Annotated in this window: 12 protein-coding genes; 2 read left to right on the top strand and 10 right to left on the bottom strand. The window is 64.7% G+C overall.

Annotated elements, in window-relative coordinates:
- Positions 1-7 precede the first annotated feature (7 nt).
- A complete protein-coding gene (gene recG, locus ACFZPT_RS01400; RefSeq protein ID WP_034101491.1) occupies positions 8-2,083 on the top strand; it encodes an ATP-dependent DNA helicase RecG in 2,076 nt (691 codons plus the stop codon).
- A 117-nt stretch (positions 2,084-2,200) separates the two neighbouring features.
- A complete protein-coding gene (locus ACFZPT_RS01395) occupies positions 2,201-3,601 on the top strand; it encodes an aminoacyl-tRNA deacylase and HDOD domain-containing protein (RefSeq protein ID WP_034115456.1) in 1,401 nt (466 codons plus the stop codon).
- A gap of 115 nt (positions 3,602-3,716) precedes the next feature.
- Here ACFZPT_RS01395 and ACFZPT_RS01390 read toward each other — a convergent pair whose 3' ends face one another.
- From ACFZPT_RS01390 to ACFZPT_RS01345, 10 genes are all read right to left on the bottom strand, one after another.
- A complete protein-coding gene (locus tag ACFZPT_RS01390; RefSeq protein WP_003195530.1) occupies positions 3,717-4,091 on the bottom strand; it encodes a hypothetical protein in 375 nt (124 codons plus the stop codon).
- 124 nt (positions 4,092-4,215) lie between these two features.
- A complete protein-coding gene (gene tagQ / locus ACFZPT_RS01385) occupies positions 4,216-5,139 on the bottom strand; it encodes a type VI secretion system-associated lipoprotein TagQ (RefSeq protein WP_034101493.1) in 924 nt (307 codons plus the stop codon).
- An 84-nt stretch (positions 5,140-5,223) separates the two neighbouring features.
- Positions 5,224-6,936 (bottom strand): SUMF1/EgtB/PvdO family nonheme iron enzyme, encoded by a 1,713-nt coding sequence (locus tag ACFZPT_RS01380; RefSeq protein ID WP_040266752.1) that lies wholly within the window; start codon positions 6,934-6,936, stop codon positions 5,224-5,226.
- On the bottom strand, positions 6,929-8,113 hold the full coding sequence (locus ACFZPT_RS01375) for an ABC transporter permease (protein WP_099312924.1): 1,185 nt from the start codon (positions 8,111-8,113) through the stop codon (positions 6,929-6,931). Before ACFZPT_RS01375 ends, ACFZPT_RS01380 begins: the two co-directional genes overlap by 8 nt.
- Positions 8,113-8,817 (bottom strand): ABC transporter ATP-binding protein, encoded by a 705-nt coding sequence (locus tag ACFZPT_RS01370; protein ID WP_034115460.1) that lies wholly within the window; start codon positions 8,815-8,817, stop codon positions 8,113-8,115. The genes ACFZPT_RS01375 and ACFZPT_RS01370 overlap by 1 nt, the downstream gene beginning before the upstream one ends.
- Positions 8,817-11,819 carry a serine/threonine-protein kinase gene (locus tag ACFZPT_RS01365; RefSeq protein WP_099312925.1) on the bottom strand — a complete coding sequence of 1,001 codons (3,003 nt, stop codon included), beginning with the start codon at positions 11,817-11,819 and terminating at the stop codon, positions 8,817-8,819. The genes ACFZPT_RS01370 and ACFZPT_RS01365 overlap by 1 nt, the downstream gene beginning before the upstream one ends.
- Positions 11,816-12,535 carry a PP2C family serine/threonine-protein phosphatase gene (locus ACFZPT_RS01360; RefSeq protein WP_034115462.1) on the bottom strand — a complete coding sequence of 240 codons (720 nt, stop codon included), beginning with the start codon at positions 12,533-12,535 and terminating at the stop codon, positions 11,816-11,818. Before ACFZPT_RS01360 ends, ACFZPT_RS01365 begins: the two co-directional genes overlap by 4 nt.
- Positions 12,536-13,189, bottom strand: coding sequence for a type VI secretion system-associated protein TagF (gene tagF / locus ACFZPT_RS01355; protein WP_034115463.1), 654 nt, complete (start codon positions 13,187-13,189; stop codon positions 12,536-12,538). It abuts the gene before it with no gap.
- On the bottom strand, positions 13,186-16,686 hold the full coding sequence (tssM, locus tag ACFZPT_RS01350) for a type VI secretion system membrane subunit TssM (protein WP_379554926.1): 3,501 nt from the start codon (positions 16,684-16,686) through the stop codon (positions 13,186-13,188). Before tssM ends, tagF begins: the two co-directional genes overlap by 4 nt.
- Positions 16,683-17,972 (bottom strand): DotU family type VI secretion system protein, encoded by a 1,290-nt coding sequence (locus ACFZPT_RS01345; protein WP_034101501.1) that lies wholly within the window; start codon positions 17,970-17,972, stop codon positions 16,683-16,685. Before ACFZPT_RS01345 ends, tssM begins: the two co-directional genes overlap by 4 nt.
- Between the last annotated feature and the right edge of the window lie 4 nt (positions 17,973-17,976).

The raw sequence follows: 17,976 nt of genomic DNA, 5'->3' as shown, positions 1-17,976 counted from the left end.
TAACCGTATGACTGAGCTGTCGCAGGTGTCGGTGACGGCACTCAAGGGTGTCGGTGAGGCCATGGCCGAGAAGTTGGCCAAGGTCGGCCTGGAGAACCTCCAGGACGTGCTGTTCCACCTGCCCCTGCGCTATCAGGACCGCACCCGCGTGGTGCCCATCGGCCACTTGCGCCCTGGGCAGGATGCGGTGATCGAAGGCACCGTCAGCGGTGCCGATGTGGTGATGGGCAAGCGCCGCAGCCTGGTGGTGCGCTTGCAGGACGGTACCGGCGGCCTGAGCCTGCGTTTCTACCACTTCAGCAATGCGCAGAAAGAGGGCCTCAAGCGCGGCACCCGCGTGCGCTGCTACGGTGAGGCCCGGCCCGGCGCCTCGGGCCTGGAGATCTACCACCCGGAATACCGCGCCATCACCGGCGACGAACCGCCACCGGTAGATACCACCCTCACCCCCATCTACCCGCTCACCGAAGGCCTGACTCAACAGCGCCTGCGCCAGTTGTGCATGCAGACGCTGTCCATGCTCGGCCCCACCAGCCTGCCCGACTGGCTGCCCTTGGAGTTGGCCCGCGATTACCAGTTGGCGCCACTGGCCGATGCGATTCGCTACCTGCATCACCCCCCCGCCGATGCCGACGTGGACGAGTTGGCCCTGGGTCATCACTGGGCCCAGCACCGCCTGGCCTTCGAAGAGTTGCTGACTCACCAACTGTCCCAGCAACGCCTGCGCGAAAGCATGCGCTCCCTGCGCGCGCCGGCGATGCCCAAGGCCACGCGTCTGCCCGCGCAATACCTGGCCAATCTCGGCTTCACGCCGACCGGCGCCCAGCAGCGCGTAGGCAACGAAATCGCCTACGACCTGAGCCAGCACGAACCCATGCTGCGCCTGATCCAGGGCGACGTCGGCGCAGGCAAGACCGTGGTCGCCGCCCTCGCCGCGCTGCAAGCCCTGGAGGCCGGTTACCAGGTGGCGCTGATGGCGCCTACCGAGATTCTCGCCGAGCAGCATTTCATCACCTTCAAGCGCTGGCTCGAACCGCTGGGCCTGGAGGTGGCGTGGCTGGCGGGCAAGCTCAAGGGCAAGAACCGCGTAGCCGCCCTGGAGCAGATCGCCGCCGGCGCCCCCATGGTGGTGGGCACCCACGCGCTGTTTCAAGACGAAGTGCAGTTCAAGAACCTGGCGCTGGTCATCATCGACGAACAACACCGCTTCGGCGTGCAGCAACGCCTGGCCCTGCGCCAGAAAGGCGTGGGCGGACGCATGAGCCCGCATCAGCTGATCATGACTGCCACGCCAATCCCACGCACTCTGGCGATGAGCGCTTACGCCGACCTCGACACCTCGATCCTCGACGAATTGCCGCCCGGTCGCACCCCGGTCAACACCGTGCTGGTCACCGATACGCGGCGGGTCGAGGTGATCGAGCGCGTGCGCGGTGCCTGCGCCGAAGGGCGCCAGGCGTACTGGGTCTGCACGCTGATCGAAGAGTCCGAAGAGCTGACCTGCCAGGCCGCCGAAACCACCTACGAAGACCTCACCAGCGCCTTGGGCGAACTCAAGGTCGGGCTGATCCATGGTCGTATGAAACCGGCGGAAAAAGCGGCGGTGATGGCCGAATTCAAGGCCGGCAACCTGCAACTGCTGGTGGCCACTACGGTGATCGAAGTCGGCGTGGACGTGCCCAACGCCAGCCTGATGATTATCGAGAACCCCGAACGCCTGGGCCTGGCGCAATTGCACCAACTGCGCGGCCGCGTCGGTCGAGGCAGCGCCGCCAGCCACTGCGTGCTGCTATACCACCCACCGCTATCGCAGATCGGCCGCCAGCGCCTGGGCATCATGCGCGAAACCAACGACGGTTTTGTCATCGCCGAAAAAGACCTCGAACTGCGCGGCCCCGGTGAAATGCTCGGCACGCGCCAGACCGGCCTGTTGCAGTTCAAAGTGGCCGACCTGATGCGCGACGCCGACCTGCTGCCGGCCGTCCGCGATGCGGCGCAAGCCCTGCTGGAGCGCTGGCCGGATCATGTCAGCCCGCTGTTGGATCGCTGGCTGCGGCACGGTCAGCAATACGGCCAGGTTTGACGCTGCCGAAGCAAAAGGCGTCGCGGATCCCCAACCGGGTCACAAAAAGCACTTATCCGACCAACACTTGTATCAAGCTGGTTATACTTCGGTGACTGTACGAAATTGGATCAGGCCATGTCAGAAGTTGCCCACGCCACAGCCCCGCTGGCCGCCCCGCCGGTTATCCGCGCCCTGCTCGCCAAGCTTGCCGTCAGCTACACGGAAGTCGCCGAACAACCGGGCCTGAATCCTGCGCAAAAGGTGCAGGCCGTGCTGTTGGAAGACGCGGTGGGCGCACTGATGGTGCTGTTTCCCCAGAACCAACTGCTGGACCTCAACCGCCTCGCCGAACTCACTGGGCGTCGCCTGACCGCCGTGGCGCCGGATCGCATCAAGCGCATGCTGGACAAGCACGACCTGAAACTGCTGCCGGGCCTGCCGCCGCTCACCAGTTCGCCATGCCTGTACGAAGGCAGCCTGCTCAACGAGCCGAGCCTGTTGGTGCATTCGGGCGAAGCCGGGCTGCTGCTGGAAATCCCCACCGATGCCTTCAAGACGATGCTCACCAAGGCCAGCGCCGCGCAATTCGGCGAGCCGTTGAGCAATATCCGCCCGAACCTCGACCGCCCTAATGATGACCGCGAGGAAATCACCCAGGCGATGCAGGCCTTCACCGCTCGCCGTATCCAGCAGCGTCTGGAAGCGACCATCGAAATTCCGCCGCTGGCCGACACTGCGCAGAAGATCATCAAGCTGCGGGTCGACCCCAACGCCACCATCGACGACATCACCGGCGTGGTGGAAACCGACCCGGCGCTGGCGGCGCAGGTGGTGAGCTGGGCGGCGTCACCGTACTACGCGTCGCCGGGCAAAATCCGCTCCGTGGAAGACGCCATTGTGCGCGTGCTGGGGTTCGACCTGGTGATCAACCTGGCGCTGGGCCTGGCCCTGGGCAAAACCTTGAGCCTGCCCAAAGACCATCCGCAACAGGCCACGCCGTACTGGCACCAGTCGATCTACACCGCGGCCGTGATCGAGGGCCTGACCCGCGCCATGCCCCGCGCCCAGCGCCCGGAAGCGGGCCTGACGTACCTCGCAGGCCTGCTGCACAACTTTGGCTACCTGTTGCTGGCCCATGTATTCCCGCCGCACTTCTCGCTGATCTGCCGCCACTTGGAGGTCAACCCGCACCTGTGCCACAGCTATGTGGAACAGCACTTGCTGGGCATCAGCCGCGAGCAGATCGGCGCCTGGTTGATGCGTTATTGGGACATGCCGGACGAATTATCCACCGCCCTGCGCTTCCAGCACGACCCGACCTACGACGGCAACTACGCCGAGTACCCGAACCTGGTGTGCCTGGCCGTTCGCCTGCTGCGCAGCCGTGGGATCGGTTCCGGACCGGACGAAGCGATCCCGGATGCACTGCTTGAGCGTCTGGGCTTGAGCCGGGACAAAGCTGACGAAGTGGTGGGTAAGGTGCTGGACGCCGAAGTCTTGCTGCGCGAATTGGCCTCGCAATTCACTCAGGGCTGAGTGTAGCGCCTGTCATATAGCTATCGGGGGCAAGCCCCCTCCCACATGGGAATGCATTCCAAATGTGGGAGGGGGCTTGCCCCCGATAAATCCAACTCGGTCTAGCTGAAGAGCCCTACTTCTTTTTCTTCGGCTTCAAGTACTTCGTCAGCCCCTGGAACCAGATTACCAGCGCCGGATTGCCCTTGATCTGGATCGACTTGTCCTGAATCCCCGTCATAAACGCCAGTTGCTTGTTTTTCGCCTGCATCGTGGCGAAGCCGTAGGCGGCGTCTTTAAAGGCAATGGCAAACGCCGGCGCGGGGTGAACACCCGAGCGGCTGGTGATGCGCTGATCTTTGACGATGAAATGACGGGCAACCTTGCCGTCGAGGGTCTGCAACTGGAACGCCAGGTCTTTATCACCCAGCTGTTGCTGAAAGGCAGGGTTGGTGCGGCTGGCTTTGCCCATCATCAGGCCCAGCACCCACAGGAGAAGACGAAATTTCATGCACACGGCCTCGGTGTAATTATTGAGTGGCCGCAGCAGTGTAGCGATTTGTCGGAAGAACGCCACCGATCTCGCGCTTTAGCGGGAGATCGGCTGGCGTTTAACGCTTATAGCAACATGTTGCTTAAACGTTAGGGCAAGGGACCGGTGCCCAGTCGGCCAGGTTTGGATCGCGGCAGGTGCCTTCGATCTGTGCCTTACCGGCGCTGGCGACCTGCTTGCTTTCAGCTTGCTTGGTCTGCGCGGTCTGCAGGGTTTTCTCGGTAGCGACGGCTTCTTTCGGCACCACCGGCAGCACTGGCTTCTTGGCCGGTTTCACAGCCTTTTTGCCCTTGGCCGGAGCAACCACCGGAGTGGTATCGGCAGTGGCCACGGTCACCACGTCGTTACGCTGCACGCCGACCTGTTGCAGGTCTTTCTCGTAAGCCTGGGTGTAGTTGTTCAGGTCTTCGGCGGCTTTGCCGTTGACCGCTACGATCAGGTCGTTGGATTCCTTCAGGCCGGCGACGATTTCCGCCAGGCGCTTGCGGCCTTCGGTGTCGTTGACGGTCTTGGCTTTGCGATCGGCCACCAGCTTGGTGAACGCGCTCTGGTAGCACTGCTGCGAGGCTTTGGCGTAGGCGGTGCTGCGGTCGATGTCGGACGCGCTCTTGTTGACGTCGGCCGCGTAGGACGCAATGCGCTGGTTGTCGTCGGCAATCTGCTTCTGACGCTCGGTGTAGTAACCCGCCGCGCCGCCGGCCAGGGCACCGCCCGCCGCGCCGATGGCGGCGTTACGGCCGCGCTTGTCCTTGTCGCCGCTCAACACGCCCAGCAGGGCACCGCCGGCAGCGCCGATGGCCGCGCCGGTAACGACCGACTTGGTCATGTCCGAATCGGTGGCACGCAGGTGCTGGACCGGCTCGTAGCAGCTTGGGTAGTACTCGACCTTGGTGCTCGACGCGACCTTGGAGGCCGGCGACGTGGCGCAACCGGTCAGTACGGTGCTGAAACCGGCTGCAATCAGCAGCAAGTGACGCTTGGAAACCGCCTTACGGGAAAAAAGCATAAGTTGTGTTCTCTTCTAAGTTTGACTTGCCCAGCACGGCCGATGCCGCCTGAGTCCCTTCCAAGCTCGCCATACAGCCAACGATCAAGACCGCTGACCGCTCGCTGCGAGCAATTCCTTCAAGATCGTTGCCGGGTCGGCCCGCTGTTGCTTGCGGTAGTTGCCGACATGGCGAACGAACAGTGTTGCGCGCGTCACCAGGCTCTTGCCGAGCACCGGTTTGCGATCCAACTCTTCCTTGATCCGTTGAAACTGCGCCTGGATCACCGCATCGGTATAGCGGGTGCCGGTGGCCAGGTTGTCGATATAGATCGCCACCGCGCCGTCGAGCGCGCTTCGGCCATTGTCGATGGCCGTGGCGAACAGCTGCGCGCTGGCGTCGTCTTTGTTGTCCACCGCCTGCTGCCGACTCTTCTGCAAGTTGATCAGCCGAATGTTGTAGTTGCTGATCGTCTCGGCCACCAGGGCCGCCGACTGGATCAGGTTACCCGCCGCTTCTTCGCGCTGTTGAGCGATCAGCGATACGTTGCGTTTGAGTTCCTCGTTGACCAGGCCCAATTCGGCTTGCAGCTTGGGGTCGACGCTGGCGGCGATGATGCTGTCCAGGCGCTTGGTCGGGTCCTGAGCGTCGTCGATGGCATCGGTCAGCGAGGCCAGGCGACCTTCTTTCTGCCACTGCGCAAACAGCTCCTTGTAGCGCGAGCGCGGCGCCGACAGTGCGCCAATCGCCACGCGGAAACCGGTGGTCTCGTTGCTTTGCTCGGTGCCGTCGGCGGCGAACAATGGGTACTCACGGCGCATGCCGGTGAACAACGTGCCCTCGCCTTCCAGGTAGTTGCCGCCCTTGACCACGAACCCGCCATAGGTGCCCTGACGACGGCCTGCGTGTACCAGTTGGAAGGATTCCTGGACCATTTCCGCAGCGTTGCCAATCACATCGAACATGCCGATCGGGTTGGGCAGTTTGGTGCCGATGGGCATCAACCGCGCGGCCTGGCCAGTACCGCCGGCCACTTGGTTGAAGACAGCGTAGTCGCCCAGCGGGCCGTCACTGTCGCTGCCTTCGGTGCGACGCGGGAACAGCCGCCCTTCCAGGTCCTGACGGCTCACGGCCTGGGCGCCGCGAGCGGCGAATTCCCACTCCACTTCGGTGGGTAGGCGTACAAAGCCCACACCGCCATCGTCCTCGGACGAGCCGCGACCACTGACCGGCAGCGCATCCCGGTGATATTTGAGCAGCCAGGCGCTGTACACCGCCGAGAACCGCTCGGCCTCAAACCGCGACAACTTCACCTTGGGCAAACGCGCGGCCATCCCGGTCGGCGCGTCACAGGCCGGGGCCGGCTCGCCACTGGCCAGGGACTGCGCCTGGGCCATCACCTGGGCGTACTGGCGCGCGGTCACTTCATACTTGCCGATGAAATACAGCATCGGTTTGAGCGGCGTTTTGGCGTCGGTCTTGGGCATCAACGGCGTGATGACTTTGCTCCAGTCCTTGGGCAGGTCTTTGAGGGTGAACTGACCGTTGATGAAGTCGCGACGGTAGCCGGAGATAAAAGACTGCTGGTAACCGGCTTCGCCTTCGCTGAAGGGGTAACCGAGGCTGATCTCACGGTCATCGAGAGTGCCCTGGGCCAACACGTAGGCGTAGCGGAACACCATGTTGCCTTCGCAGGGCAGCGGCAGGCTCACGTCATCCGGCAACGGTTTGGGGTTGTCCAGCTTGTCGCTGGCTTCATCGGCCCAGGCCAGGGAGGCCAGGCTCAGCGCCACACAGGCGCCCAATAACTTATACATCTCTGATCCCTTCAGAAGCCTGGATACGCGCCACCCGCCAACCGCCGCAGGCCGCCGCCACGGCGCTGACGCCGAGCACGGCCACCAGGGCCAAGCCATAGTGATGCGCCAACAGATGACTGGCGTGTTCGCCCGGCACCTGCACGAATAATTGATTCAACCCCGCCTCGGCCAGGCCGTATAACCCGGCGCTGAACACGGCGGCAAACCCCGCGCTGTACAGCGCCTGCAACACCACAAACAGCAACAGCGCACCGGTGGAAAACCCCAGCAGGCGCAGCACCGACAATTCTCGACGCTTGCGCGCCACCGCGGCCAGGGCACCGGCGAAAATCGCCGCGAACGCCCCGGCCAATGCCAACCCGGCGATGATCCAGAACACAATCGACAGGTTGCGACTCAAGGATTGCACCTGTGCAATGCTCAACGCCTGGGTCGACACCAGCATGTTCTGCCTTGCAAAAAACACTCGTAACGGCTCCACATCGTTGAGGCCGCGCGCATACAAACGAAACGCCGGGTAGACGCGCTGCTCACCCACGCCCACCGCCTCACCGTCCCACCCCAGCGCCGGCACCGCACGGCCGTCGCGATAGTCCTCCGCCGCTTCGAGCAAGCCCAGCCCGGCGAACAGTCCGTCCCGGGCGAACGCTTCCAGGGGCAACACCGCCAGCACCTGCAACCGCATATGACGCGCCTCGACACGCCCGGCCACTTGCCGCGCGAAACTGGCCTCCAGCCAGTCACCGGGCCGCGCCGCGAGTTTCTCGGCGGCGGTGTGGCTCAGGACGATCTGCTCCAGCCCCTGAGGCACCGGCAAACCGCCAAGCAGCGGATCGCCCGGCGCGGTCGGCAGCATCTCCAGCACCAACGTGCCCACCTGCGCCGTGGCCGCAATCTGCCGCGTACGCGGGATGGCGAACGCCACGTCCGGCCGTTGACCCAGTTGCTCGATAAACGCGCTGCTGAATCGACCACCGCCCAGCGGAATAATTTCACGGGTGGCGGGGTCCGTCTCCAAACGTTCGGTCAAACTGCTGACCAGTCCAAATTTCAGGCCGAATAACACCAGCAACGGTGCGATCACCGCCACCAACGCCAGCACCGAGCAGGCCGACAGCCACGCGTCGTTGCGGTAGTCCTGCCAGGCGATCGACGCCACCAGAGGAATGCGCATCAACCGGCCTCCCCCAGCGTCGCCGTGACGCCACCGTCGTTGTCGCGTCGGCAATGGATGCGTCGAACCTGCAAGCCACTTGCGCGAGCCAACGGCTCATCGTGGGTGGCGATCACACAGGCGGCGCGATGTTCACGGGCCTGAGCCAGCAAGGCGTGCATGACCCGCTCGGCATTCAACGGATCGAGGGACGCCGTGGGTTCGTCCGCCAATACCAGTTGCGGCGCATGGGCCAAGGCACGGGCACAGCTGACGCGCTGGCGCTGGCCCACCGACAACGCCGAAGGCTTCTTGCCCAACTGGTCGCTGATCTCCAATTGGTCGGCCAGGCGCGCCACGCTGCCGTCATCCTTCAGGCCAAGTAGCTGGCGAGACAACGCGATATTGCCGCGCACATCCAGAAACCCCAGTAGCCCGCCGGTTTGCAACACGTAACCCAGGTGCTGACTGCGCAACCGGGCCAAGGTCGATTGCTGATCGGCGCGCCACAGCCCGGCAATGTCCTGTTGATTGAACTCAAAGCGGCCTACCTGATCCGGCGCCAGCACCAGTGCGAGCAGGTCCAGCAAGGTGCTTTTGCCACAGCCGCTGGGGCCGACTATCGCCACTTGCTCGCCCGCACGCAGGTGCAGCGCCGGGATCACCAGGCTGTAGCGCTGGCTACCGGCGCCCCGGCTCTTGTGCACGGCGCTCAGGTTCAGCATCACGGCAGCGTCGACAAGGGCACGCGGTACAACGCGTCACCCGGCTCGGCATCGCCGAAACGGACCCAGTTGGCCACGTCGTTGTGGAAGGTTTCGTAGAGGCGGATTTTCGAATCCAACTCGTCGATAAAGTCTTCCTGCTCGGCCACGCTCAGCGACAACCACAAATCCTGGGTCATGTTCAGCGACTTGCTGCGGTACGGCAGGCCCTCCAGGTATTCGCCGAGGATGCCGCCGTCGGCCAGGTTGCCGCCCTTGCGCAGGGCCTGCGGGTCGCGGCTCATGTAGGCCGAGGCGCTGGCGATTTCCTGGAAGAAGTCCTTGGGTGAGGTCTGGGTTTTGCGCGCGGCGTCGACGATCAGCTTGAGCGATTGCTGCAAATCGTTGAGCTGCAGCTTGGTCAGCATCACGCACACTTGGAACGCCGGCAGCGCCGGGTTGGTCAGGTCGCGGTCGGCGGTCCAGGCGCTGACCAGTTGCGGCGCCTGGCTCGCAGTTTTGCGACCGAGGAAGTCCATGTGCATCGCATAACCGACCGCCGCGGATTTATCCGCCAGGCTTGGTGCCGAGCTGAGCGTCGGCACCGCTTGCGGTGTGTTGCTGCGCACTTGGTGAACGAGGTTGGCGAACACCGTGCCGATCTCATCCACTCGCTCGCCCAGTTTGCGTACGTCGCCGCCCGGCACCGGCGTGTAGAGGTCGCCGATCTGTGGGTTGGCGTCGGCGGTAAGAATGCGGTACTGGCTTTCGGCGCCGGCGTGGGTTTTCTTGCCGGCGTCGGTGCGCAGGTGCAGGGCGTAGATTTTGATCTGCTTGCCCAACGCAGCCTGGCGCACTTCGGCTTCGTTCATCTGGGTGGCGGCGAACGGGTCGTTCTTGCGCAGCGCGCCGGCGTCGGTCACCAACAGGATGATGCGCCCGCCGTAGCCGGACCAGTCCATGCCTTCGACGGCCTGCATCACCCCGGCAAACGCATCTTCGTTGAACGAGTGGCTGGAGACCGTAGAGGCTTTGACCTGGCGCGCCATGTCGAGAAAGCGTTGCGGGTCGCGGCCCTGATCGAGGGTGATCAAGGTTTTAGCCACGTATTCCAGGCCAGGGGTTTTCTTGATGCTGTTACGGAAGCCCACCAACCCGAAGCTCACGCTGTCCAGCTCGCCACGTTCGGCGATGCGGGTTTGCAGTTCGTGTACCACGTCGCGGACCTGGTCGATATACGGCTGCATCGACACAGTGGTGTCCACCACCAACACCACGGCCGTGCGGAACGCATCGGCGTTGGCGTTGAGTATCGGCGTTGCGGGCTTGGCCACGGGGCTGCTGCCGGGGTCGATGGACGCTACGTTAAGCAACTGCACCGGCTGGCCGTTTTCGTCGAAGCTTTCTTTGGAATCAAAGATCGGCAGCAGATAAAACTGGTTCTGCGGCACCGCGCTGGCGGCCGGTTCCAAGGCCAGCACCTGGCCGTTGTCTTCACTATTTTTCTGCGCCTTGGCCAGCACGTTTTTGGCGGCGGCGGGGTCGGCGAGCAATTTCTCCACTTCGCCGGATTGACGCAGGAACATCACCGGCGCGCGGCCTGAGCGTTCGGTGAACTTGAGCACCAGGCTCTGCTTCCAGTCGCTGACCTGAGTGGCCGGCAACCAGCCGTCGCTGCGACCATCGGTGGCGGCGCCGACGCGCACCCACGGTTGGCCACCCACGTCTTTACGCTGGTACACGTACAGCACGGAGAACGCCGGCAGCGCCTTGCCCGGCGCACTGCCGGCGTCGCCGGAGAGTTTCGCGCCGGGCTTGCTCAGCACGCGCTGGAACAAGGTTTTCTTGCCCGCCATCAGCAACGGGCGGCCGCCGCCGTCCGCTTCGGCCACTGCCGGTTTGACCTCTGGCGGCGCAGTCGGCGTTTGTGGCGGTTTCGGCTGGCTGGCGGTGGGCGGCGGCACTGGCGTATCGCTGCGACTCATCCACCAATAACTGCCGCCGCCGATGGCCAATGCCACCGCGACCGCCACGGCCGCCAATGCCAACACCGGTCCGCGCCGTTGCTCGCCGTGCTGGGTCGGGGTGACCACCGGCTGGCGCGCTGGCGGCGGCGTGGGCTGTGGCTCTGGTTTGCCGGTAGGAATCTCGATGGATTCCGGCGTCATCCCCGCCAGGTCGAAACTGAGCGGCAGAGCCACCGGCCGCACCAGCGTGGCTTCCGGCGAATCCGCCGGCAGTTGGTCCAGCGCCAGCAGCAACGCCGCCGCATCCGGAAAACGGTCGGCGGGATCTTTGGCCAACAACTTGCGCAACACGCCTTGATAGCGGCCGTGATGCACCGGCAATTCCGGCAACGGTTCGGTCAGGTGGGCCAGGGCGGTGGAAAGCGCATCGGTGCCGTTGTACGGCAGCTCGCCCACCAGAATTTCATACAGCACCACGCCGAGGGCGTAGAGGTCGGCACGCCCGTCGATCTCCTGGCCGCGCGCCTGCTCCGGGCTCATGTAGCTCGGGGTGCCCACGGCGAAACCGGCCTGGGTGAATTGGGTGCGGTCGTCCAGGGACTTGGCGATGCCGAAGTCCGACAACACCGCCGTGCCATCGGCGCGGAACAGGATGTTCGCCGGTTTGACGTCGCGGTGCACCAGGCCCTGGGCATGGGCGTAACCCAAGGCCGAAGCAATCTGGCGAATCAACGTCACGCCCTGCTCAGGCGTCATGCCGGCGGCGATGCGCTCTTTGAGCGTGCCGTTGGGCAGGTATTCCATGGCCATGTAGTACAGCTCACCGACATTGCCGATGTCATGGATGGTCACGGTGTGGGGGTGGGACAGGCGCGCCAGGGTCTTGCCCTCGCGCAGGAAACGCTCGCAGAAGCTCGGGTCGGCCGCCAGGGCCGCTGCCATTACCTTCAACGCCACCTTGCGCTCCAGCGAGCGCTGGGTCGCCAGGTACACGCTGGCCATGGCGCCTTCGCCGATCTCGCCTTCGATGTCATAACCCGGAATCAGGATGTTCATGCCGATACCTTCACGACGATGGCGGTGATGTTGTCCGGGGCGCCGCGGTTAAGGCCCAGGTGCACCAGGCTGCGCACGATTTCATCCGGCGTGTCATGGCCGAGCACTTCACGGATCTCATGGTCTTCGACGGTTTTGTTGAGGCCGTCGCTGCACAGCAGGTAGGTGTCCCCTGGGGCGATTAACAGGTCGACTGTCGCCAGGTTCAGGTGCGCTTCCACGCCGATGGCGCGGGTGACGATGTTGGCGCGCGGATGCACACGGGCTTCGGCTTCGCTGAGCAGGCCGCTGTCTTGCAGGTCTTGCACGTAGCTGTGGTCGCGGGAAATGCCTTCGAGCACGCCGTCGCGCAGACGATACAGGCGACTGTCGCCGGCCCACAGGCATACGCCACGCAGCCCACGAGCGGCGAGGAGCACCACGGTGCTGCCCATCATGGTCACGCCACGGTGGGCGGTCTCTTCGCGCACGGCGGCGTTGATGCGCACCAAATCATTGCGCAGCGCCGCCGTGTATTCATCCAGCGAGCGCCCCAGCGGCACATTGCGCAGGCTGTCGACAATCAGGCTGCTGACATAATCCCCCGCCGCATGCCCGCCCATGCCGTCGGCCACCACCCACAGGCGGTTCTCCGGCAGGTCCAGGCAGGCGTCTTCGTTGACCTGGCGCACCATGCCCACATGGCTTTTGCTCGCGGATTTGTACGTCGACCCCATCTACACCACACCTTCTTGTCCGAGCAAAAACTGCGCAAAATCGCTGGCGGCAGGCAGGCCCTGACACCGCAATAAACCAGGAGAAATCTGTTGCGAGCCTCGGCCCCACCACAGGCTAGCGCCCTCGCAGGCCTGTTCGGCCAGCGCGGCCAGTCGCCCTTGGGGCACGGTCGCGGCGACGCGTTGCAAGCCCGCAAAGCGGCTGTCGAGCGCACGCGGTTCAGTGGTCGGCACGCCCAAGCGGTCTAGGCCCTCGTTGAAGCCTTCAAAGGTTGCGCCGCTGTCCAGGGTGCCGAGCAGCAATTGCTCGGCCTGCTCGAACCAGGCGTCCGGCCCCCCCACCAGCGAGGCGGGGTTGGTGTCGTGATCCAGCAGCGCCACCACTGCCAGCGGGAAATACCGCCCGACCCTGTCAATGCTCGGCATCACCACACCTGCGGCGGCGTCCGGCCCGCACACACCCGGCGCCAGCACAAAGCGCCACAGCGGACTGACCAGGTACGCATTGAGCCAGTCACCACCCAGGCTGTTCTGGCTGGCGAGCAACCCCGCCGCCAGCCAGCTGTCCCACGGGCCGATAAAGCTCTGGGGCAAGGCGCGGCTGACGAAATCGCCACGGCTGGCCAATTTGCCGTAGAAACCCAACGTCGTCATAGCCGCTCCGGCAGGCTGAAGCCGCTGAGCACGCGGCTCTTAAACGGGTTGAAAGCACTGTTGGCGCGCAGCTCGTACGCGATGCTCGCACCGTCGACCCGCAGGCGCAGGTTGAAACGGTCCGGCGAATTGCCGGGGGTCAGGTCCGACTGTTCCAGCAGGCGGAACCACGCCCACGGGCCGTCAAGGGTCACGCCCGAACGGCCACTGGCCGATGGCGGCATGATGGAAATACGCACCACGCCAATGCTGCCCGGGTTCGGCCATTGCATCGCCACCGGGCGGCTCGGGCCGTGGTCGTAGCTCAGTTGCTGGCCGTCGAGGTCGAGCAGGAACTGGGTGATGCTCGGGTCCATCGACACCGGTTTAAGCTCGAACCGCACAATCGGTTGGGTGCCGCCAGAGCGGAAGAACGCATCGCGAATCGTCGCGGCACGCTGGAAGGTTTGCAGCACGCCCGGCGCGATCCCCAGTTTCTGCGCCGCGCCCGGCTGCCAGCGCCAGGTCTGCGCGGAGGTGTCCACGTAGGGTTGCAGGTATTTGCGGAAGTAGTTGTCCATCACCCCGCCCACGCCGAAGAACTGGCCGAAGTCATCCAGGGTGGCGTCCCGTGCGCTGCCCGGCGACATCGGGTAACGTCCTGCCAGCGACTGGCGGTACACGTTGACCACTTCGCTGACCCACGCCGCGTTCAGTTGGTTACGCACCCCACCCATCATGCTGTTGGTGGTGGAGTTGACCACCGACTTGACCATGCCCTGCACCAGCGGCGGCTGGCGCTCGGCATTCAGGCTGACCCGTGTGGCCGCAGCCGCCGCCTGGTTCTTCGCCTCGCCGAGCAACGCATCGCCGCTGGCGCCGACCATGGCGCTGACCTGCACATACAGCGCATTCATGTCCGCCAGCAGGCCGTCGATGGCCGCCGGTTCGCCTTCGTTCTTGCTGACGATGCTGTTGAGTTCGGCAAAGTGCGCAGTGACTGGATCGTCCGTCGCTGCCGGCGCGTTGGCCGTAGGTTGATCCTGGCCCAGCAGACTGCCGAGGCGTTCCTTGAGCTTGTCGACGCCGCCTTCGACCGGCACCCCCTTGGCGGCCAGTTGGCGTTCTTCGGCTTGCAGATCGGTTTCCTTGGCCACCGCCACCAGCAGTTTTTTCAGTGGTGACGTCGGGCCGGAGATCACCCGCAGCACGTCGGCGGCCTGGGCCACGCTGGTGATCGGCACAAAGTCGATGTCCGCCAGCAAGGCGTCCCATTGGCGCTGGTAGTCCTGGAAATACAGGCGCCGCACATCGGCGGCCAGGCTCACCACGTTCTGTTGATCGGCCTGTTCGTGGCCCAGCACCCACTGTTCTTCGGCGAGGGTGCCGGTCTGGTTGAGGCTGCTCAGCAGGAAGGCCTGACGATAACCCTTGGCGGTAAAGAACCCACTCAACGGCTCGCCCAGAGGCTTGCCGCTCTTGCGGCTGAACACCAGCGCGGCATCACGCCCGGCGGCTTCGTTGATGCGAAAGTCCGGGATACCGTCGGGCAGCTTCTGGCGCTTGACCCGGTCATACACACGCTGCGCCACCGGCAGTTGTTGCAATTGACGACGCAGGTCGTCGATCAGGCGCGGGTCCAGGCGTGCGTTCGGCGGATGGCGTTCGAACAGGGCCTGCAAGTGCCCGGTCAGCGCCTGGCGCTGATCGGCCGGCAGGTCCCGTGGCAGGTTGCGGTCCCAGTCCAGGGCAATCCACGCCTTGATGAAGTCCGGGTCGTAGTGCTCGCTGTCGGCGAGCATCAGGTAGGCCTTGAGGCCTTCGTAGAGGAAGTCGGAATTGCCGCCGCCGTGCAGTTGTTCCTCGATGCGCGTCACCAGTCGCGGGGCGAATACGGCAATCAACAATTTGCGGTAGACGCTGGCGGACTCGGCTTCGAGCATGTCGCCCTGATACAGCCCCAGGCCCTCGGACCAACTCGGCGAATCCCCCGCCAGGTTCTTCACCGCATTGAGCAGCGGCAGCACCGCAAGCACGTCGCGCTGTGCCGGGCTGAGGTTTTGCACGGTCTGGCCCAGGGGCGCGACCTTCTGGTCGACCTGAGCGATATAAGCCTGGTTGGCGCGATAACTGACCCACCACAGGCCGCTGACCACCACCACCAGGGCCACGGTGGCCGCGAGTACACCGCGCGCGATCCACTTGCGACGCCGCTCGACCTTGGGATTGACGCCCACCAGGCCACGTTCGGCAAAGGCGACGGCGGTGAACAGTTTTTCGATGAAGTAGCTGCGCCCGGTGCCACTCTGGCGCGCCAAGTGCTGGCGGTCCAGGTTCATGCTCTGGGCCATGGCGCCGATCAGGCGGTCGATGGGGCTGCCTTCCTGGGTGCCGCTGGTGAAATACACGCCGCGCAGCAACACACGCTCTTCAAACGCGTTGGGTTTGAACACACCTTCGAGGAAGCTCTGCAGGCAATCCTTCAAGGCCCCGAATTGCTGCGGGAAGCCGTAGATCAGGTCGCGCCGCGCCGGGTCGCGCTCCTGTTGCAGGCGTTCCACCAAGCGTTCGTTGAGGCGCTGTTCCAGGCCGGCGAACTCGCTTTGCAGATGCGCCAGCGGGCTGTCGGTGCTTTTGCCGTCGTCCAGGGCAAAGGTCATGCCCCAGACCTGGGCGCGCTCTTCCTTGCTCAGGTTGTCGAAAAACTCCATGAAGCCGGGGACCAAATCGAGTTTGGTCAACATCAGGTAGATCGGGAACCGCACGCCCAATTGCGTGTACAGCTCCTGGATCCGCAGGCGAATCGCCGCCGCGTGGGCGGCGCGCTCGGCGTCGGTGCCGAGCAGCAAATCCGAAAGGCTGATCCCAATGAATGCGCCGTCGATGGGGCGGCGCGAGCGTTGTTTTTTCAGCAGGTCGAGAAAGCCCAGCCACGCGGCTTTATCCACCGTCGAGTTGCTGTCCTGGGTGGTGTAGCGGCCGGCGGTGTCGAGCAATACGGCCTGGTCGGTGAACCACCAGTCGCAGTTACGCGTACCGCCGACGCCACGCACCGCCCCGGCGCCCAGCTGCGCGGCCAGCGGGAAGTGCAGGCCGGAGTTGACCAGTGCGGTGGTCTTGCCCGAACCCGGCGGGCCGATGATCACGTACCACGGCAGTTCGTAGAGGTTGCGCCGCTCGTCGCCGCCAAGTTTGGCTTTCTTGAGCAGCGCCAGGGCCTCGTCCATGCGCTGGCGCAGGGTGGCGAGTTCTTCGGCGGTGGCCACGCTGTTGGGGTCCACCGGGGCGTCCGCCGCCAAGCTGCGCATCACTTCGGCGGCCTGGCGGCGCGCCTGGATAATGCGGAACACGCGATAGGCGATCCACACCGCGAACATCAGGACGATCAACGCCCAGCGGCGCCCTTGCGGCACCAGCACGTCGAGCAACGGCCCGACAAACCAGATGATCAGACTCAGGGCGATCAGGCCCAGTACCGGGATCACCCAGCGAATCATAAAACTGAAAAACGCCTTCACTCGACGCCCTCCGCCAATACGGTGATTTCAACCCGACGATTGCGGGCACGGCCTTCGGCGGTGGCGTTGGTGGCCACCGGCTCAGTGTCGCTGCGGCCTTCGGCGCTGAAGCGCTCGCCCTGGCCGGTCTTGGCGGCGAGGATCTCCAGTACCGACTTGGCCCGCGCTTCAGACAGCGCCCAGTTGGACGGGAAGCGCAGCGTGGCAATCGGGCGGTTATCGCTGTGCCCGGTCACGCGCACCTGACCCTTGACCTTGCGGATGGCGTCGGCGATGCGCAGCATCAACGGCTGGTAGTCATCGACGATGCTGGAACTGGCGGACGCAAAGAGTTCGTCGCCACGGATTGTCACCACCGAGCGGTCAACGGCATCTTCCACCGCCACCCGGCCAGCCTTGATGTCGTCCACCAGGAAGCCGGCCAGGCGCGGGCGTTCGATGACCTTGGGCTGCGCCACAGGGCGATCGATGCTCTGCACCGGGATCTCGCCCAGGGCATGGATATTCTTGAACACCGGTTCGGCCTGCCCCGCCAGTAGCATGCGCAAGACGAACAGCAGCGCCAGCAGCAGCGCCAGGCCGATGGCCACGGCGATCCACGGCGGCATAAATTGCGCCAGGCGATCTCGCGCCACGGTCACGCCGCGCCAATGCGGCGACAACTCGCGCTCGTGCTCGCCACGGGCGCTGCGAATCGCCGCAGCGGTGCGCTCGCGCAAGGCTTCCAACTGGCTGCGGCCGTCGTTCATCACGCGGTAGCGACCTTCGAAACCCAGGCACATGCACAGGTACAACAGCTCCAACAGGTACAAGCGTTCCCGTGGGCTTTGCAGGCAATGGTCGAGCAACTGGAAGACCTTTTCGCCGCCCCAGGCTTCGTTATGCACGGTGATCAACAGGCTCTGCTTGCCCCACTCGCTGGTGCTGCCCCACGGCGTGCTCAGCACCGCCTCATCCAGGGCGGTACACAGCGCATAGCGCGCCAGCAGCACTTCGTTGCGCGCCACGCCGGCGGCCTCGGCACGCTCTTCGAACTGGCGCAGGTAGGCCAACAGTTGCGCGCGCAGGCTGGCCGGCGCCGGGTGGGCGATGGTGTTGCGCAGCCGCGTCAGCAATGCCAGCAGCGGGCCGGCGGCGCTTTCCAGCGGGTTGAGGCCCTGGCTCTTGCCGGTGAGCATCGGCGCGGCGGGCACTGACAAAGGCGCGGGCTCTGCACGCGCGGGTTCCGGCGCACGGCCACCCGGGCGCGGCATGAACTGGGTGCGGTCGTCATCATTGGGATGCATCGCG

The organism is Pseudomonas sp. MD330_10 (assembly GCF_042610415.1).
In the GTDB taxonomy this organism is placed as follows: domain Bacteria; phylum Pseudomonadota; class Gammaproteobacteria; order Pseudomonadales; family Pseudomonadaceae; genus Aquipseudomonas; species Aquipseudomonas rhodesiae.
This window is presented reverse-complemented; position numbering and strand designations above follow the sequence as displayed.

Coding starts and splice junctions, on each gene's coding strand:
- ACFZPT_RS01370 (WP_034115460.1), bottom strand. CDS start 8,817: ATGCTGAACCTGAGCGCCGTGCACAAGAGCCGGGGCGCCGGTAGCCAG.
- ACFZPT_RS01360 (WP_034115462.1), bottom strand. CDS start 12,535: ATGGGGTCGACGTACAAATCCGCGAGCAAAAGCCATGTGGGCATGGTG.
- ACFZPT_RS01375 (WP_099312924.1), bottom strand. CDS start 8,113: ATGCGCATTCCTCTGGTGGCGTCGATCGCCTGGCAGGACTACCGCAAC.
- tagF (WP_034115463.1), bottom strand. CDS start 13,189: ATGACGACGTTGGGTTTCTACGGCAAATTGGCCAGCCGTGGCGATTTC.
- ACFZPT_RS01380 (WP_040266752.1), bottom strand. CDS start 6,936: ATGTATAAGTTATTGGGCGCCTGTGTGGCGCTGAGCCTGGCCTCCCTG.
- ACFZPT_RS01345 (WP_034101501.1), bottom strand. CDS start 17,972: ATGCATCCCAATGATGACGACCGCACCCAGTTCATGCCGCGCCCGGGT.
- tagQ (WP_034101493.1), bottom strand. CDS start 5,139: ATGCTTTTTTCCCGTAAGGCGGTTTCCAAGCGTCACTTGCTGCTGATT.
- ACFZPT_RS01390 (WP_003195530.1), bottom strand. CDS start 4,091: ATGAAATTTCGTCTTCTCCTGTGGGTGCTGGGCCTGATGATGGGCAAA.
- ACFZPT_RS01395 (WP_034115456.1), top strand. CDS start 2,201: ATGTCAGAAGTTGCCCACGCCACAGCCCCGCTGGCCGCCCCGCCGGTT.
- recG (WP_034101491.1), top strand. CDS start 8: ATGACTGAGCTGTCGCAGGTGTCGGTGACGGCACTCAAGGGTGTCGGT.
- ACFZPT_RS01365 (WP_099312925.1), bottom strand. CDS start 11,819: ATGAACATCCTGATTCCGGGTTATGACATCGAAGGCGAGATCGGCGAA.